The organism is Novosphingobium sp. MMS21-SN21R (genome assembly GCF_031846015.1).
Classification (GTDB): domain Bacteria; phylum Pseudomonadota; class Alphaproteobacteria; order Sphingomonadales; family Sphingomonadaceae; genus Novosphingobium.
Genome location: NZ_JAVRDU010000001.1, coordinates 1135193 through 1152478, shown reverse-complemented (window position 1 = coordinate 1152478; position 17286 = coordinate 1135193). Strand labels below are relative to the sequence as shown.

21 protein-coding genes and 1 tRNA gene are annotated in these 17286 nt (G+C 58.9%); 5 read left to right on the top strand and 17 right to left on the bottom strand.

The genetic code is table 11. The features are described from left to right. Positions 1-65 precede the first annotated feature (65 nt). The 3 genes from RM192_RS05535 to RM192_RS05525 all read right to left on the bottom strand — a co-directional run bounded on the left by RM192_RS05535 (position 66) and on the right by RM192_RS05525 (position 2140). Positions 66-1346: a VapE domain-containing protein gene (locus RM192_RS05535; protein WP_311506555.1), complete on the bottom strand. Its 1281-nt coding sequence runs from the start codon at positions 1344-1346 to the stop codon at positions 66-68. A 117-nt stretch (positions 1347-1463) separates the two neighbouring features. Next, entirely contained in the window at positions 1464-1766 is a 303-nt protein-coding gene (locus RM192_RS05530) for a hypothetical protein (protein WP_311506554.1), read from the bottom strand. Positions 1767-1810: 44 nt separating this feature from the next. After that, positions 1811-2140: a hypothetical protein gene (locus RM192_RS05525; protein ID WP_311506553.1), complete on the bottom strand. Its 330-nt coding sequence runs from the start codon at positions 2138-2140 to the stop codon at positions 1811-1813. Positions 2141-2228: 88 nt separating this feature from the next. Here RM192_RS05525 and RM192_RS20050 point away from each other — a divergent pair, with 88 nt between their 5' ends. Both RM192_RS20050 and RM192_RS05520 read left to right on the top strand, forming a co-directional pair. Beyond that, a complete protein-coding gene (locus tag RM192_RS20050) occupies positions 2229-2549 on the top strand; it encodes a LysR family transcriptional regulator (RefSeq protein ID WP_409233787.1) in 321 nt (106 codons plus the stop codon). Continuing rightward, positions 2435-2860, top strand: coding sequence for a hypothetical protein (locus tag RM192_RS05520; protein ID WP_311506552.1), 426 nt, complete (start codon positions 2435-2437; stop codon positions 2858-2860). The genes RM192_RS20050 and RM192_RS05520 overlap by 115 nt, the downstream gene beginning before the upstream one ends. 70 nt (positions 2861-2930) lie before the next feature. Here the strand turns inward: RM192_RS05520 and RM192_RS05515 are convergent, their stop codons facing one another. The 5 genes from RM192_RS05515 to RM192_RS05495 all read right to left on the bottom strand — a co-directional run bounded on the left by RM192_RS05515 (position 2931) and on the right by RM192_RS05495 (position 4746). Then, positions 2931-3170, bottom strand: a complete 240-nt coding sequence (locus RM192_RS05515) for a hypothetical protein (RefSeq protein WP_311506551.1) — start codon at positions 3168-3170, stop codon at positions 2931-2933. Beyond that, the gene (locus RM192_RS05510; RefSeq protein WP_311506550.1) at positions 3161-3565 is read right to left on the bottom strand and encodes a hypothetical protein; all 405 of its coding nucleotides are present in this window, start codon (positions 3563-3565) and stop codon (positions 3161-3163) included. The genes RM192_RS05515 and RM192_RS05510 overlap by 10 nt, the downstream gene beginning before the upstream one ends. Positions 3566-3694: 129 nt before the next feature. After that, on the bottom strand, positions 3695-4099 hold the full coding sequence (locus RM192_RS05505) for a hypothetical protein (RefSeq protein ID WP_311506549.1): 405 nt from the start codon (positions 4097-4099) through the stop codon (positions 3695-3697). 75 nt (positions 4100-4174) lie between these two features. Continuing rightward, positions 4175-4444, bottom strand: coding sequence for a hypothetical protein (locus tag RM192_RS05500; RefSeq protein ID WP_311506548.1), 270 nt, complete (start codon positions 4442-4444; stop codon positions 4175-4177). Between the two features lie 2 nt (positions 4445-4446). Continuing rightward, the gene (locus RM192_RS05495) at positions 4447-4746 is read right to left on the bottom strand and encodes a hypothetical protein (protein WP_311506547.1); all 300 of its coding nucleotides are present in this window, start codon (positions 4744-4746) and stop codon (positions 4447-4449) included. 521 nt (positions 4747-5267) lie between these two features. On the opposite strand from RM192_RS05495, the gene RM192_RS05490 reads away from it, so the two are divergent. The 3 genes from RM192_RS05490 to RM192_RS20045 are packed head-to-tail and all read left to right on the top strand — an operon-like array spanning position 5268 to position 7365. Beyond that, positions 5268-6440 carry a DNA cytosine methyltransferase gene (locus RM192_RS05490; protein WP_311506546.1) on the top strand — a complete coding sequence of 391 codons (1173 nt, stop codon included), beginning with the start codon at positions 5268-5270 and terminating at the stop codon, positions 6438-6440. Between the two features lie 12 nt (positions 6441-6452). After that, complete coding sequence (locus RM192_RS05485; RefSeq protein ID WP_311506545.1) at positions 6453-7181, top strand: GIY-YIG nuclease family protein; 729 nt, start codon at positions 6453-6455, stop codon at positions 7179-7181. Positions 7182-7200: 19 nt separating this feature from the next. Then, complete coding sequence (locus RM192_RS20045; RefSeq protein WP_409233786.1) at positions 7201-7365, top strand: hypothetical protein; 165 nt, start codon at positions 7201-7203, stop codon at positions 7363-7365. Positions 7366-7571: 206 nt separating this feature from the next. On the opposite strand, the gene RM192_RS05480 is transcribed toward RM192_RS20045, so the two are convergent. The 9 genes from RM192_RS05480 to aspS all read right to left on the bottom strand — a co-directional run bounded on the left by RM192_RS05480 (position 7572) and on the right by aspS (position 17148). Then, on the bottom strand, positions 7572-8735 hold the full coding sequence (locus RM192_RS05480) for a hypothetical protein (protein ID WP_311506544.1): 1164 nt from the start codon (positions 8733-8735) through the stop codon (positions 7572-7574). Between the two features lie 4 nt (positions 8736-8739). After that, complete coding sequence (locus RM192_RS05475) at positions 8740-9942, bottom strand: hypothetical protein (RefSeq protein WP_311506543.1); 1203 nt, start codon at positions 9940-9942, stop codon at positions 8740-8742. Positions 9943-10335: 393 nt separating this feature from the next. Next, a tRNA-Thr gene (locus RM192_RS05470) sits at positions 10336-10411 on the bottom strand. A gap of 80 nt (positions 10412-10491) precedes the next feature. Then, positions 10492-11772 (bottom strand): adenosylmethionine--8-amino-7-oxononanoate transaminase, encoded by a 1281-nt coding sequence (locus RM192_RS05465; RefSeq protein ID WP_311506542.1) that lies wholly within the window; start codon positions 11770-11772, stop codon positions 10492-10494. Positions 11773-11842: 70 nt separating this feature from the next. Next, positions 11843-12370, bottom strand: coding sequence for a 2'-5' RNA ligase family protein (locus RM192_RS05460; protein ID WP_311506541.1), 528 nt, complete (start codon positions 12368-12370; stop codon positions 11843-11845). A gap of 251 nt (positions 12371-12621) precedes the next feature. Continuing rightward, positions 12622-13596 (bottom strand): endolytic transglycosylase MltG, encoded by a 975-nt coding sequence (mltG, locus tag RM192_RS05455; protein WP_311506540.1) that lies wholly within the window; start codon positions 13594-13596, stop codon positions 12622-12624. A gap of 14 nt (positions 13597-13610) precedes the next feature. Beyond that, positions 13611-14873 carry a beta-ketoacyl-ACP synthase II gene (fabF, locus tag RM192_RS05450; RefSeq protein WP_311506539.1) on the bottom strand — a complete coding sequence of 421 codons (1263 nt, stop codon included), beginning with the start codon at positions 14871-14873 and terminating at the stop codon, positions 13611-13613. Between the two features lie 141 nt (positions 14874-15014). Then, complete coding sequence (locus RM192_RS05445) at positions 15015-15251, bottom strand: acyl carrier protein (protein ID WP_168853306.1); 237 nt, start codon at positions 15249-15251, stop codon at positions 15015-15017. Positions 15252-15366: 115 nt separating this feature from the next. Beyond that, positions 15367-17148 (bottom strand): aspartate--tRNA ligase, encoded by a 1782-nt coding sequence (gene aspS, locus RM192_RS05440; RefSeq protein ID WP_311506538.1) that lies wholly within the window; start codon positions 17146-17148, stop codon positions 15367-15369. Between the last annotated feature and the right edge of the window lie 138 nt (positions 17149-17286).

Genomic DNA, 17286 nt, shown 5'->3' with positions numbered 1-17286 from the left:
GCTGTCCGGAGTGATGGCGGAGGAAGGGGTTGCACGGATGCCCCACCCTCCCCCCACCGGGTCGGTCAGTAGACTTCGTCGTCGTCGTCCATCGGGACCGGCTGGAAGCAATCTTCCGGAAGGAGCGCGACCCTCCACTTGTCCCGGCCGTTAACACGGCTCGGCGGGCCGAACTGCCTGCGCAGAAAGCTCCCCGCTTCGCGACACTGCTGGTTGCTCGGGTGTTTCATCCCAATCTTGCGCAGGACTTCGATGGCGGTCATTGAAGCATTGTTCGTCGCGTCCAGGTCCAAGCGCTCGAGCAAACGCTCCTCCACGGCACTCTTCACCTCGTGGCGGGCGTTGATCTCGGCAAGCTGGCGTTCTTCATCGGAAGTGAGCCACCACTGCATTCCCGCCTCGAAATCGATCGCAAGCTGTGCGTAGACCTGCTGCATGTCGATCTCGTGCGCGTAATCGAGCCGCAGCACGGCGATCGTCCACCACCGAGAATTGCCGGTGTTGTCGACGAGGAACCGGCTGTCATTGACCGATGCTGCAAAGACCGTACGGCGTTCCAATGAAACCGGTCTGGCAGCGTAGGGAAGCCGGATCAGGTCGCGGTCATTGGTGATGAAACCCTTGAGCCTCGCAACATCGCGGCGGAAGGAGCTGTCAAGTTCGCCCAATTCCGCGATCCAATGGGCAATGGCGGCAAGCACCGAGTCCTTGCTACCGGGGTCAAGGTGATGATCACGTTTGAACCATTGACCCTGAAGCTCCGGCGGTACCAGCCGGGCGATCCAGCTGGTCTTGCCGATGCCCTGCCCGCCCTGCAGCGTCAGAACCCCTCGTGCGTGGAACTCTTTCGCTGAAAGGGCCGCTGCAACAGCGCTCATAAGCCAGCGATACACAAGGATATCCCGAAGTTCAGGGGGGTAGTCCTCCTCTAGGTGCAGCGTGGCATAGAGGCCCTGCAGCCGATCCTTGCCATCCCAAGGCCTGCTTCTGATCCAGTCGGCAACCGGATTGCAGGGATTGCGCCGACCAACCACGCCAATGAAGTCGAGGAACTGGTTGGAGCCCATGCCGTGAAGATTGCCGAGGCTGATCAAATCGTATTCTTCAAGGTCCTGCGCGCCATACCGGACGCTCAGACGCTTACTGATCACGTCGTAGCTGACCTCGATGCCATTTCCATCAAGGAGGTGCGCGACGTTGGCCATGGTGAGGGGAAAATGCTGTCTGCCCGGTGACGGCTGGTCAGGAAAACCGTCTGTGTCCAGGCGTCGGGGAAAGCCCTTGCGCGAACTTTGCGCTTCAGGCTGATCCGCTCCAGCGGGTTCGGGAAAATGTATTTCAGTCATTATCGTATTCTCTCTCCCGGCTCGTCCGGCCGGGTTCTTGGGTTCTTATAAAAGGGCGACTGGAGCATATCTGGCTGCGCTTCAGTCGCCCGTGTTCCTCACTTTATGCTAGACGGATCAGTGCAGCTCTCTCGGGAAACTGCGGAAGGATGCCGCCGCGAGTTCCAGTTCGCCGCAGCAGGGATTAACAATTCCCCTGAAAAGGCTGGGCAAAGACCAACGTGGCTCGAAGTCGAGCAGATTGGCGTAATCGTTCCACATTTGGGTCTGACTGCGGGGCCGTTCTTCGGCAAGAGCCGCGATCAGTGCGCGGTTAGCACGAAGCCCATCGCGATCGAACTCCGCGCGGAGATACCGCAGAGCGGCAAGATAGGGCCGACCTCGTTCAGTCAGCCGGGCAATAGGGGTTTTGCGAGACATTTTGATTATTCCTTAGGTTCTTAGAATGGTATGGAGGTTTAGCTTCAGGCGAGGCTTGGGCGCTCTCCCGGCGTGCTCATGTAGATGTTGACCAAGGTTTCGGCGTCATGCGGTTTCAGCGGTGGTAGAAGGTGGCAGAGCTCCTCCGAGATATGCCCGAGGTTCACCCCACCGGCCTCAGCCATCGCAGCGAGAAGGCACTCCACATAGGCCAACGGCATCTGCCTGTAGGCCTTGGACTGCTCGCGCTCCCATTTGACGACGTTTGCGGCGATGGTTGCGAAATCTGAATTTGACAGGGGAACGGCGGTTTTTGGGTTATTGGTAGTCTTTGGCATTTTTGTCCTTTTTGCTTGTTGGACCGCGACGCTCATGGCGGGGTCGGCGCGCCCTCTGGTGCGAACCTGACCGCCTGTAAATTCGAAATTTGGCTACGGCGCTGAAACTGAATGCAGCTTCTGCATGACAGGCTCGGAATGCTGTTTTAGGCAGTTCCACCAACTGATTTTGGGAAAGAATCACGTGTCATCGCTGCGAATCGAGACTCTTCGACTGTGCTGGCTGGAAGTGTTTATTGACGTGGCAGAATCCGAGAACATTTCCGCAACAGCGCGGAACCTCGGCTTGGACCAGTCAACTGTAAGTCGCTACCTGAAGGCGGTGCAGGATTGGCTCGGTCTGACGCTCGTCACCCCGGCAAAGTGCATGATCCCGACGATCCTGGGGCGACCGTGGGCATTACCGAGGAAGGACTTCGCTTCCGCGATATTGCGGAAGATATAGTCCAGAAACTCCACTCATTCCGGACGGAAGAGGTAAAATCGCGAGAGATTATCAGTCAAATGACGCGCATTGTGAGCGCACTCAAGGGCGATCTTAGCAAAAGTCCCCCTTTGAATTGCGCAGTACAACGAAGGTCACAGATTGAGTTGTTCACTGAATTGGTCAGCACGTTCACGACCGACCTGCCAGCCGAAGTTTTGGACGGCATTTATCGCCCCATGAAGACTTTCTACTGCAACTATGAGAGGGAAAAGGCTCTGGAGCTTCGGCGCAAGACGGTCGGGAAGCGCAAGCGAACCCCGCTGGAATAGCCGCCCCCACCTCCCCCCACCAGCGCGGGAAAAGGTGGGGGCAAAGGGCGGCAACTTTCGCGACCTTTCTTCAGGTTCGCCTGCCCACACCCAACGCGGCAAGCCCGCCCGCAACGAGAAGACCCGCCATCGGATACTGCCCGATCGCGCCAAGCAGTGCGAACAGCAGCAGACATCCCGCCGTCTCCATGGGCCTTGTGATGGCGGAAAGGATGACGGCTGCGACGACAACAAGCGCAACGACCGTTGCCGCTGCCTTCAGTACCGCGAGAGCGACACAGAGTGTCAGGAAAGCACCGATCAAGCGCATGACGGTACTGCCACACAGGCCGCGCACATGGCGAGCAGTTCGGCTGGCACTCTGTCGGTTTTGGAGACCAACAGGGTAATGGCATAACCACTGTCCCCGATAGTGTGGATGAGTTCGTACCAGCCGCCCAGATCGGCAAGCCAGGCCCAATAGGGTTCAAACCCTTCCTGACCGAAGGCACTGCCGTCGATCGGGTTGCACACGGGCGAGAAGCCGATTTCCGCCTTCAGGTCTTCGATCGTGTCGCCCGGCTGTACGACGACGATGTGAGTGAGATCCTGCAATCCCGCCTTGGCTGCGATGGATAGCCTTTCAGCAAGCAGGGTACGCAGACGGGGGTCCAAGGGTTGCGCCATGACCCGTTGGATCGAGGGCGCATCGGTTAGTGAAAGCATGTCGATAGCTCCAGAATCAAAAAAGCGCCCGTGCGGGATGCACAGACGCTGCGTGGTGCCGTTCGATGACGGCGATGGATTTGACGCTACAAGAGAGGCCCCTTTGCTTCCGGCCTCAGGGCATTGGGATTACAGACCTTCGCCTTGCTCTGCCTGAGTGCCTTCGCGCTCAAGCATTTCGATCAGGCTGGAAAGTTCGGGGTCGGTGACGGCTTCAGGTCGGACGAGGAGCACCAAGCCGAACCCGTCGTCGGACAGGATCATTGTAGCTTCGAGCCAGTCCCCTTCTCTCTCCAGGCTTTCGGGCAAGAAGCGCAGGGTGCCGTTCTGGACAAAGGACAAACGGGTCTGCTGTTCGAGCGATGCCAGCGTGTCGCCCGGCTGGACGATCACGAACAGGGCAAGCTCTTCTGGCGGGTAGTCGTCATACTCTGCGAGCCGCTCGGCGTGGACTTGCAGACGGGCTTTGGGAAACGGATCGAGCGGAGAATCGATGGCACGCGCCATGTCCACCGTAGTACGGATCAGGATCATCGGGAATTCCTTTCGGGCATAGAAAAACCCCCGGAGGTCATCCGAGGGCTCAGTGAATACAGCAGTACAATTCTGTCATTTATCAGGTTCGGGGAGTATTGGTGCCTCTTCCGGTAGTTCGTTATTTCTCCTTACGAACATACTGATCGCAACGATCACGAAAACTATGCCAGCAGCGATTTTTGGGTGAGCTCCAAAGAATGACAGGCAGGCTCCTAAAAGCAGGAGACCAATAGTCTCTTTTGTCCGAAAAATCAGCCCACCAATTACCAAAATGACAATCGCGATCTGGAAAGCAGCGAGAACTGCTCCAGCAGCTAGGATGAACAATAGGACACGCGACACGCTCAATCCTTTCTGTCAGCCTCACTACGGCAACCTGCAAGGGATATCTCGTCAAGCCCTAGCGTTTTCCAGCCGCCGTCTTTCTTCTCAAGGAAAGCTTGCTGCTCTCCGGTATATCCGCCCATGCCGTTTTTCGCATTGACGCCGAGACACCCCTTTTTCGTCTCAGGGTTATAGTAGAACTCGCCGAATTTGGCTGAATCCGGGTCCTTGAGCACTTCGAGGACGGACTGTTGGGCAGCCTTCTCATCACCGCAGCCGCCAAGCATGGCCAGCGCAGCAAGCACGATCATTCGCTTCATGTCGGTATCCTTTATCTAGACGTGTTGGAGAGCCGCGCCATCATCGGCACGGGAACAGACCGCTAAGGTTCTTGCTGGTTCACGCTCTCGCCCCTCACGCCTGAAGGAGCGACGTTCGGCTTCAACCTCGTGCCACCCCTATGTACCTCTTGGGGCGACGGCCAAAGCCGGATGTTGGAAACCTGACACACAGACAGGCGCATGCACCTTTACCGGCGAACCGGCTGGACATACGCGCATGCCACCCGGCCTCCGAAATCGGTGACCGAGTCATGTGTGTTGGGGTTTCCACGCCCCACCTTCTGGCTTTCACAGAAGGCAGGAACCTTTTGGCGGGAGTTCAGGGCAATCGCAAGAGACCCTGAGCCTGTTCACATAAGATGGAGGATTTTGCGCGTACGGCTTGGGGTGAAAAGACTGGAACAATTGCAGAACATGCGTATAACGTTGGCTGTGACATTCAGTTGGGGTAGCGCTATGACAAGAGACGAATTGTTGGTTGCTATCCGGGGACCATAGACGTGCATCAAAAGCCAACTTTTTACGAGTTTTTCGCCGGCGGCGGGATGGCGCGAGCTGGCCTCGGAAACGGCTGGCAGTGCCTCTTTGCCAATGACTTTGACGCGAAAAAGGGCCTCTCTTATCAAGCTAACTGGGGTACAGAGGGCGAACTTAAAATTGCCGATGTAAACACCGTCTCTCCAGATGACTTGCCCGGTTGCGCGGACTTAATTTGGGGATCATTTCCCTGTCAGGATCTGTCGCTCGCAGGTGGAGGGGCTGGCCTTGGTGGCAAACGATCGGGTACATTCTACCCATTCTGGCGCGTTGTGCAGGGTTTAATTGATGAAGGTCGCGCACCAAAGGTGGTAGCGCTTGAGAATGTCTGTGGCACTCTTACTTCGCATGGAGGGCGTGACTTTGAGGCGATTTGCGAAACGCTCGTAACGTCGGGATACCGGGTTGGCGCGCTCGTCATCGATGCCGCTCTATTTGTACCGCAATCCCGACCGCGGCTTTTCATTATCGGAGTGCTTCAATCGGTTCCAATTGACCCTACGTTGCTTGCTCCTGGACCAATCGAGCCGTTTCATACACGCCGTCTCTGCGCGGCAGCGGACGGATTGGGTGAACATGTTCTTCGTGAGTGGCTGTGGTGGAACATCCCAACCCCGGCGCGTCGGAACGCAGTGTTCGCGGACATCATAGAGACCGACCCTAGAAGCGTGAGGTGGCATAGTGCGCAGGAGACAAACCGGCTCGTAGACCTAATGTCGCCGATCAACCTCGCCAAGCTTACCGCAGCAAAACGAGCGAAACGCAGAATGGTCGGTGGTGTGTACCGCAGAACGCGGCGCGATGAGAATGGGGCAAAGGTGCAACGCGCAGAAGTTCGCTTTGATGATATAGCAGGTTGCCTTCGCACGCCCTCTGGCGGTTCTAGCAGGCAAACAATCATTATCGTCGATGGGGCAACGGTGAGCTCTCGGCTGATTTCAGCGCGTGAAACTGCCCGTTTGATGGGGCTGCCAGATGAATACAAGCTGCCGAGGAATTATAATGAGGCGTATCACCTGACTGGGGACGGAGTGGCCGTGCCTGTCGTTCGACATTTGGCTGCCCAACTATTTGAACCATTATTGGGGCTTCAAGCAGCAGAAGAATCTAGCATGGATGCGAAGCTTCGAGCCTGATACCCTTAAGCGATGTCTGATCGCGATCCCGATTCTGTCAATTTTCCGCCCTTTGAAACCGAAGATCTTCGGCGCAACCTCGCGCGGTTCCTCGACATGCCTTTTGCCGATGTGCAAGGTGACATTAGGAAAGTGGGCAACTACAAATGGGGCGTCTACCTCTTCTACGATTACGATGGCGAGCCTATCTACGTCGGCCAAACCAATGAAATGTTGCGGACCCGCATTCGTCGACATCTAACCAATCAGCGCACGGATGCAGTAGCGATGTCCGTGCTCGATCCATTTGAAGTTTTCGAGATCGAGGTTTATCCGCTTCCACAATTCCAAAACGTGCACACTAAGTCTGAGAAGGACGCCGCTAAGGCTTATCTCAACGCCTTGGAACATGCTGTTTACGAGAAGGCAGTTGCAGGGAGCGAATTCAAGGCGATCCTTAACGAAAAGGACCCGCCACCACCGACTGTCCAGGTCGAAATTCCAAAGCCGTTCCGGATGCGGATCGTTTCCGAAGAAGTTGCGAACATTCGCTCCCACCCGGATTTTCGCATTGCTCGGCGGTCGCTGATCATTTCTCGGCTGGCACAAGTCATCTCAGAGCGCAAAGTGCAAGGTGGACTGCGACGCGTACTTCTGACGCAGGCGAAACGGTTACAATGGCTTGCCGATCGACGCTACCAAGCGTTGGGTGGGGCGGCCTCTGTCGAGCAGGAGACAGACTACGAAGGCGAAAACGACTGACCCTCAACGCAGCTCGGTTATGCGCGCAGTCAAGTCAAAGGACACAAAGCCTGGGATGGTTGTGCGGCGACTGATTCATGGCCTAGGCTATCGATACATGCTCCATGTCGGCGGTCTGCCCAGGAAGCCCGATCTGGTATTCCCTAGACGACGGAAGGTTATCTTCGTGCATGGGTGCTTTTAGCACGGTCACGATTGCCGACGCGGTGCGCGGCAGCCTGCTGCGAACGACGAATACTGGAAGGCGAAGATTGCTCGCAACAGACAGCGCGACGCTGACAATTTCCTCGCCCTACGGGAGAGTGGCTGGCAGGTATTAATCTTGTGGGAATGCGAGACCAAGGTCCGCGATCGACCGACTTTGATGCAGCGATTGCGACAGACACTCCGCTAGGCCGAAGTTACATCGACTGCCGGCGCTGCATCTACCAGCCCTGTCAATGCCTCAACCAATTCAACTGACGTCGGGGCCGTGGCTCCAGCGTGGAACAGTTCCCCAAAGCGATTGTAGGTTTCGGCTACCAACGCGATCATCGCAACCACTATGGCGTTCCACTTTTCATCGTTCGGTTGCACGACTACCGTGTTCCCACGAAAATGGACCAAGCTGTTCCGCATTCCGTAAACTTGCCTGCCTGCCGCGTCGGCCGCAATGCTCTTCTCATCGAGCTCGAGTTCGAAGGATGCGATCAGGTCGTTTGCGACCTGATCCGGGCATTCCTTGATCAGCTTGATCAGGGATTCGTCCTCACGCGGCCGCCACCCTAGGCTGTCGCGTAGCAGTTCTGCCAAGCTGTTCAAAGACTGGGTGCTTGCCCATCTATTTATGAGGTTGGACAGCCGAGGGACCGGATAGAGCTGTTCGACGCAGCGGTAGAGTTCGACATATAGGCCACTCCATGAAATTGAGAGGATGCCCTGCAATACGATTTCGAATGGGATTGAAGAAGGGCCAGCGGTAAACAGGCTTCCGGCGGCATTTAGGGCGTCTTCACTCAGCGCAATGGGGCCGTCCAAGTAGGTCGCTGCCACCATTGCCCCGAGCACACGGTCGATATTCATGGTGTAGGGGTAGTTGACGTCAGCCTCAGCGAAGACGACCGGTGGGAACAGACCGGCGACATCGGTCAACTCGTGGCCTTCGTATCCTTCCAACCCACTATATTCCGCCTCAATAACATCCCGAATCTCGACCGACGTTGCCCGAGGCATTATTTCAGCCTCGGTTATCGCTATACCAAACATGCCCGGTGTAGGGTCTATTTCAGCTAGACCTTCCGGCATCTGCAGCAGAGTGCCTAGAGACGATGCGAAGCCGAATAATGCGAAGAAACGCTGGGCACCATGTTCGAACATCACCGCTCGCATTTGGCGAGTTATTTTGCGCTTACCCCTCACATCGGCTTTGGCCATCAACTCTGCGTCGGCCTCACTCAACCGCTTGATGAAGCGCCCTTTGTCGCCATTAGCGATAATGGTGCCATCAATCGCTGCGTGATCAATAAGCCGTCGGAAGATGACATTGCTCATCTCGATACGATTTCGGCTGGCCATCGGGTTAGCCTCGCCATGCCGGCTCCATGCTCGGCACCTCGAACTTCACCTCGATCAGCACCTTGAATGCCGCGTCGAAGAATGCTCGCTCATAACGACCAACGGCAGAACGCTTCTGGCCGTAAAGCCGCTCGGAAAGAACATCGAGACGCAAGAAATTGGTCAGATGATCGACGTCCATCTGGCTCAGCTTCGCGACGAAGCCTGCCACTTGGGTTGTTACCTCCTCCAGACGCTGCTCGCTTTCCTTTAGCTCGCGCTCCATGCCAATGCGGCCTAAGATTGCAATAGCGCTTGCGACTACAAAGCCGATACGAGCAGGCTGGCTGTCGAAGATCCCTCGTCCCTTCGTGATGACCTTCTTCCCCCCGGCCTCTTCTACTTCGGCCGGCATGTCATTGTCTAAACGCGAGAAAGCCAAGTCCAAGTCGAGCATCATTTGCAGGACCGGGTAGAAAAAATGATTGTACTGATCCTCGGCTAACGCGTCCGTCATGTCCAGCCGAGAGAACTCGTCGGCAAGCGTCTGTTGGGTGTCAACGTCCGTTTTTCGAAGTGCAAACGCAATGTACAGCTCCACTAGGTTGTCGGGCGCATACTCACCTGCCCTAGTGCGGCGCTCGGCCTTCTCTCGGTTGAGTACACGCGCGAACTTGATCCGCGACTTCATCTCCTCGACTAGCGGCGCGTAAACGACCTGCAATTGCCGGCTCAAGTTCCAAGGTACCTGCCCGGTGTTGAGGACGAGCATACGGTAGATCAGGCTGTCAGTCGTTTCGGCGATCCAGCACTCTATGCGGATAGGCTTGTCAGCGACACAGGCGTCCTGCTCGACGGCGTCCATGAGAGCGGTTGTGCGCTGCATACCATCGATGATCGAAATCGAATCGACCAGCTGCCCACCCATCAGATCGACCACTTCCGCCGGCTGCATTTCTGGGATTTTCTTGAGCGTAGCCGTGTCGACGACGACACCGATCACGACCGGCGGGAGTACTGCGCCGCGCTTTATGTCAGAAATCATGCGGTTACGAATGCGCCGAGCGGTCGTCGTCCTCAGCGCCTCGCGCTGGTACTGCAGGCCACCACGGTCAGCGTATGCTTTTGCAACTAGCTTCAGGTAGTCCCCGATGCTGACTGCGGTGATCAGCGAGAAGCACTTTACCCGCTCGTCAAATTGTAGCGTCGCTTCCACAAGGGCTGCCATAGTCATTCCTTAGATACTGCGATTGGCAAAAACCATGAAGAGGGCGAAATTGGAAGCCCCCTATGCTGGTTGCAGATTTTGTAGGTCCGACAGCGCACTGACCAGCATAATTCGTTTCCACAATCGTCCAGCCCAGCCACCCAAGCTCAACCCAGTTAACGCCCAGCCGCGCGGCAGGTCCAGGCGGAAGCTATTTTGGCCTTATGCCGCACGCGGGACCAGCCAAAAGCGCCTTCAACCGCATGATTCTCAGGGCAAAAGTGAGCACCATTCTGCCTAGTCACCGGGTCTGGACTGGGTTTGGGCCTTTCAGCAGGCAAAACTGGCCCGTTAAGGCTATCGCCCTTTGGTAGCTTGTCGATGATTTTCCTAGGGAAAGTCCCTTTGGGAAGGTGGTGCCGCTTAGGTGATTCGAACACCTGACCCCATCATTACGAATGATGTGCTCTACCGACTGAGCTAAAGCGGCGTGCCTCTTGGGCAGGGGCGCCGTTTAGCCACGGGTGGGTGGCTAGGCAACCCTTTTTCGGGAATTCTTCTCGGAGCTCATTATCCGCGCCTTTCCCGGCTCCATTCCTGAACCGATGCGACCATCGCGCCAGCAATGTGGGCGATGTCATCCTCGCCGGCGATCAGAGGTGGGGTGGTGTAGAGTATGTCGCGAAAGGGGCGCAGCCAGACGCCGCGCGCGATGCAGGCGGCCGACAGGCGGTCGGCAGGCGCAGGACAATCAAGCTGGATCACGCCGATGGCACCGCGTATGCGCACGTCGCGGACGCCGGGCAGGTTTCGTGCGGGAGCGAGGTGGCTTTCCAGTTGCGCGCCGATCGCCCTTGCCTGCGCCAGCCTTGGTTCCTGTGCAAACAGGTCGAGCGAGGCATTGGCGGCGGCGCAGCCCAACGCGTTGCCCATATAGGTCGGTCCGTGCATCAGCGCAGTCATGGCATCGTCTGACAGGAAATGCTCGTAGATCCGGCGGCTTGCGATGGTTGCTGCGAGCGGCAGGGTGCCACCGGTAAGCGCCTTGGACAGCGTGACAATATCGGGCTGCACCCCGGCGACCTCGCAAGCGAACATCGCGTCGCCAAGGCGTCCGAGGCCGACAAAGATTTCGTCGAAGATCAACAGCAGGTCGTGCGCATCGGCCAGCCGCCGCAGCGCCTGCAGGGTGAACGGATCGTGGAAGACCATTCCGCCCGCGCCCTGCACCAGCGGCTCGACGATGATACCGGCGAGCTCACCGCGATGACGCTCGATCAGTTCGCCCAGGGCTGCCTCTTCGCCCGCATCGCGCGGCAGATCGACGACAACTTGTTCAAGCAGCGCGCCCTTGAACATACTGTGCATGCCCTCATCGGGATCGCACACGCTCATCGTGGCAAACGTGTCGCCGTGATAGCCTCCGCGAAAGCACAGGAACTTCACCCGGCGCTGGCCCTGATTGAGCCAGTATTGCGCCGCCATTTTCATCGCGACTTCGACCGCAACCGATCCTGAATCGCTGAAGAACACATGGTCGAGATCGCCCGGCAGGAGGTCTGCCAGACGCTTTGCCAGAACATAGGCCTGTTCGTGCGCGAGGCCGCCCAGCATGACGTGTGGCAGAGATTCCAGCTGGCGCCGGACAGCTTCCTCGATATGGGGATGACGATACCCATGGACGGTCGCCCACCAACTGGAAATACCGTCCAGCAACTCGCGCCCGTCAGCCAACCTCAGGCGCATTCCCTGCGCAGAGACGACGGGAAGCGGCGGGCGCACGGTCTTCATCTGGGTATATGGCAACCAGACGTGCTCTCGCCCGGCGCTGTACCAGTCAGGTTGGGTCATCGCGGGATCCTTTGTGCGCAGAGGCCTCCGCCGATGCCTGCCCTGATGCGCACAATCAAGAGGCGACGTTTCACAGCCGCGCGTTGCCGCGAAATGACCACTGCCCTGCTGCCTCCCACGGCCCGCCGAGATAACGGTGCAGCGCCAACCCAGAAAATCTGAACGCGCGTGGTTCGAAGGCCCCATGCATCGCGCGCTGCAGCGCCTGTGCTTCCTTGCGCTCGACCTTGTTCTGGATGGTGACGTGCAGGCGCGGCGTATGGCTGTCCTGCTGCGACAACATCCCGTGGAAATGCTCGGCCAACTGGTCGCGCAAGTCGATCATGCCGGGGCTTTCGATACGAATGGCGGTGCCTCCGCCAAGATCCATCACTGCCGAAAGGCGCGCGTCGACTGGAGCGTGTTGCCCGGCAAGCCGGGCGAGGAGATCGCGAGCCTCATCAAGCACGCTGGCGGGCAGCGCGTGAAACAGGGTGACATGGGCGTCGAGGTAATTGCGTTCCGGCGGAAAATGCGCCTGCCGCAAATCGTTGGCCCAGTTCTGCAAGGGCGTCGGCAATTGCGCGGTGACGATCAGCGGGGCGTAGCGGTTTTCCACGGGGACTGGTGTCGCAGCTTGGCCATGAAAGGCAAGTGCCCGGTGGGGATGCAACGTGATGTCTGTACGGGGATGCGGGAACATTCGGCAAAGCCGCGGCGACGTGCTTGCACAAATCATCCGGCACAGCCTGAATGTTCCCCGGAACCTGAGCGAAGCAATGCTCCGCCCCGTGCCTCCGGAACTTACCTTATGCAGGTTTTGTTAAATTAATAGTAATTGACCACCACATCGGACCGTTTTGGCGGACGTCACATTTCGCCGCGCGCCTTGCGCAAAGCGAACCATTTGGCGACGTTTGCATTGTGCTCGGCCAAGGTGGCAGCAAAGACATGCCCGCCCGAACCGTCCGCCACCATGAAAAGCGCATCCGTTTCCGCAGGATCCAGGACGGCTGCGATGGAGTCGCGGCCGGGGTTCGTGATCGGCCCGATGGGCAGCCCGATCATCGTATAAGTGTTGTAGCCATTGACCGCCTGAATCTCGGACTGGCGAATGCGCCGACCGAGCGGCTTGCCCCGCGTGATCGGATAGATGATCGTCGGGTCCGCCTGAAGCAGCATGCGCTGGCGCAGACGATTTGAATAAAGCCCTGCCACCATGCGCCGCTCTTCGGGCTTGCCGGTTTCCTTCTCGACGATCGAGGCGAGCACCAGCGCTTCCTGCGGAGTCTTGGCGACGGTCCGAGCGGTGCGCTTGGCCCAGAGCTCGGCCAGCGTCTTGTCCATCGCTGCCTGCATCCGCTTGAGCACGGCGGCGCGCGGCTCCCCCTTCTGCCAATCGTAACTGTCAGGGAGCACGGTGCCATCGGCGGGCGCGGAAACGGGGCCGACGAGGTCCTTGTTGGCCATCAGGCGCTCGGCCACCATGACCGAGGGCATGCCTTCGGGGATGGTGATGAGGCGGCGGATGACCTTGTCGCCCTTGAGGATCTCAAGGATCGTGGCTTCGCTCGCACCCTTGGGTAGCAGGAACGAGCCTGCCTTGATCTCGGTCCCGCCGCCGAGAAGGCGTGCGCGCAGCTTGAACAGCGTGGCCGAATCGACCGCGCCTCCGGCTTCGAGATCATCTGCCAGTGCGCTCAGGCCCTCGCCCTCGCCTACGTCGAATTCGAGCTGCCTTTCCAGCGGGCCGGACGCAAGCCAGCCACCTGCCAGCCAGACGACCAGCACGACCAGGATCAGCGCGCCCGCCAGGACGGGAAAGCGCTCGCGACGGCGCGCCATCGCGGTCAGCCCTTTCAGTCTTCCGCCAGCTTCATGATGATGCTGGCGTTAGTGCCGCCGAAACCGAACGAATTGTTCAGTACGGCGCGAACCTGACGCTTTCTGGCGACCAGCGGCACAAGGTCGACGCCTTCAGTGCCTTCGTCAGGATTGTGGAGGTTCAGCGTCGGCGGCACGATCTGGTCGCGCAGGGCGAGGATGCAGAAGATTGCTTCAACCGCGCCTGCACCACCCAGCAAGTGGCCAATGGCCGACTTGGTGCTGCTCATCGATGCACCCGACAGATCATCGCCCAGCACGCGCTTTACCGCACCCAGTTCGATCGTATCAGCCATCGTGGAGGTGCCGTGGGCGTTGACATAATCGATGTCGCCCGCGGCAAGACCGGCCTTCTTGAGCGCCATGCGCATGGCGAGTTCCGCGCCCTTGCCCTCCGGATGGGGGGCGGTAACGTGATAGGCATCGCCCGACAGGCCATAGCCGACAACTTCCGCGTAGATCTTCGCTCCGCGAGCCTTGGCGTGTTCGTATTCCTCGAGCACGACGACACCAGCGCCTTCGCCCATGACAAACCCGTCGCGGTCCTTGTCGTAGGGGCGGCTCGCCTCTTCAGGACGGTCGTTATAGCTGCAGTTCAGGGCGCGTGCCTGAGCAAACCCGGCAACGCCGATTGGACAAATCGTGCCTTCCGCGCCACCTGCCAGCATGATGTCGGCATCGTCATCGCGGATCATGCGTGCGGCATCGCCAATCGAGTGGGCGCCGGTCGAGCAGGCGGTGACGACGGCGTGGTTCGGACCCATGAGGCCGTACTTGATCGAAACCTGGCCCGAGATCAGATTGATCAACCGGCCATGGACGAAGTGCGGAGAAACGCGCGAAGGGCCTTTTCCGGCCAGCACAAGCGATTCGCTCTCGATACCGGGAAGCCCGCCAATGCCCGAACCGATCGAGCAACCTGCACGCAGGCGCATTTCCTCGGGCATGTCTTCAAGCCCGGCGTCTTCGATGGCCTGGCCAGCAGCGTCGATGCCATAAATGATGAACGGATCGACCTGACGCTGCACCTTGTGGTCCACGCGCTTGTTGGGATCGAAGCCGTACTCGTGGTCGGCCGGCTTCACCTCACAGGCGATCTGGCATTTCTGGTCGCTGGCGTCGAACCTTGTGATCGGTCCTGCGCCCGACTTGCCGGCCAGCAGGTTCTTCCACACGGTCTCGACTTCCGCGCCCAGCGGGGTGACGAGGCCAAGTCCGGTTACGACGACACGACGCATTGAATTCTCCGGGAAATATGCAAACAGGCCCAGCCCCGAAAGAGAGGCTGAGCCTGCCGAAGTCCTCCCCTGCCCAGCCCGTTCAGGCCGGACGGCTCCACGGTCCCTTGCGGACCGGGAACCCCGGGTGGATCTGGGCGATCAGCCCTTGTTTTCGTCGATGTACTTGATCGCGTCCTGCACGGTCGAGATCTTCTCGGCCGCATCGTCAGGGATCTCGACGCCAAATTCTTCTTCGAAGGCCATAACCAGCTCGACGATGTCGAGCGAGTCTGCGCCCAGATCGTCGATGAAGCTGGCTTCTTCGGTGACCTTGTCAGCCTCGACGCCGAGGTGCTCGACAACGATCTTCTTAACGCGGTCGGCGGTATCGCTCATGAAATGCCCCTTCGAAGGAAAGCGGTTGGTTCTGGTTCGGCTTTCGCCCTAATGAACGGATTGCTGGCTGGCAAGTGGTGTGGTGCGGAACATCACACCACTTGCACCGTCCAGCTTATCCTTTCATCTGCTCGACCACGCGAACGTTGAGTTCGCGCAGCTGCTTGATGTCCGCCGGTGACGGCGCGCCCATCAGCAGGTCCTCGGCACGCTGGTTCATCGGGAACAGCGTGATTTCGCGGAGATTCTGTGCGCGACAGATCAGCATGACGATACGGTCAACACCTGCGGCCATGCCGCCGTGCGGCGGTGCGCCATACTGGAACGCACGGTAAAGTCCGCCAAAGCGCTCTTCCACGTCGGCCTTCGAAAGACCGACCAGTTCGAACGCCTTGACCATCGTTTCGGGCGACTGGTTGCGGATCGAGCCCGAGGCGATCTCGAACCCGTTGCACACCAAGTCATACTGGAAGGCGTTGATCGTCAGCGGGTCCTGGTTTGTCAGCGCGTCCATCCCGCCTTGCGGCATCGAGAACGGGTTGTGGCTGAACTCGACCTTCTTGGCGTCTTCGTCCCATTCGTAGAACGGGAAATCGACGATCCAGCACAGCTCGAAGCGGTCCTTGTCGATCAGGCCGAGCTGTTCGGCAACGCGGGTCCGGGCAAGCCCGGCCAGCTTGGCCGCCTGCGATTCCTTGCCCGCGGCAAAGAAGCAGCCGTCGTCCGGACCAAGGCCCAGCGAATCGAACAGCGCGGCCATCTTGTCTTCGCCGTGGTTCTTGGCGATCGGCCCTCCGAACACACCGGACTTGCGGGTGACGTAACCGAGCCCCGCATGGCCTTCGGCACGCGCCCAGTCGTTCATCTCGTCGAAGAACTTGCGGCTCTTGTCGGCGGTGTTCGGTGCCGGGATCAAGCGAACCTTGCCGCCGGTGCCCACGATCTTCTCGAACAGACCGAAACCCGACTGGGTGAATTCCTCCGAGACATCGCGAATGATGATCGGGTTGCGCAAGTCCGGCTTGTCCGACCCGTATTTGAGGATCGATTCGGCGTAGGGAATGCGCGGGAAGCTGCCGGTCGGGGTGACTGCGCGGCCTTCGGCAAAGGCTTCGAACACGCCGCCAATCACCGGCTCCATCGTCTCCCAGACTTCTTCCTGAGTCACGAAGCTCATTTCGAGATCGAGCTGATAGAATTCGCCCGGCAGACGATCAGCGCGCGGATCTTCGTCGCGGAAGCACGGTGCGATCTGGAAATAGCGGTCGAAGCCCGCCACCATCAGCAACTGCTTGTACTGCTGCGGTGCCTGCGGGAGCGCATAGAACTTGCCCGGATGGATGCGGCTCGGCACGAGGAAGTCGCGCGCGCCTTCAGGGCTGGACGCAGTCAGGATCGGCGTCGAATATTCGGTGAAGCCCGCGCCTTCCATGCGGCGGCGCATGTCGGAGATGACTTTGGTGCGCGTCACGATGTTGGCGTGCAGCGTCTCGCGGCGCAGATCGAGGAAGCGATAGCGCAACCGGATATCTTCAGGATATTCCTGCTCGCCTGCCACCGGCATCGGCAGCTCGTCCGCCGCAGAAAGCACGGTTGCGCCGCGCGCATATACTTCGATTGCCCCGGTCGGAAGGTTGGCGTTGACCGTGCCTTCCGAACGCGCCTTCACGTCACCATCGATGGTGACTACCGATTCCACGCGGCACCCCTCAAGGATCGCGAGCGCCGGACTATCGGCATCGGCAACGATCTGGGTCATCCCGTAGTGATCGCGCAAGTCGACGAACAACACGCCGCCATGATCGCGCTTGCGGTGCACCCAGCCCGAAAGGCGGACGGTCTGTCCGACATCACCGCGCGTAAGGGCGCCGCAGGTATGGGAACGATAAAGGTGCATTGAAACTCTTTCCAATCGGCCTGCAATCGGGCAGGGGAAACAAGCGTGGCTAACAGGCGATGGCCACGGATTTGTCAAGCCGCAGCCCCCGGCAGGGGGCATCACTCGGCCCTTTCACCAGCGGCCCATACCAGAAAA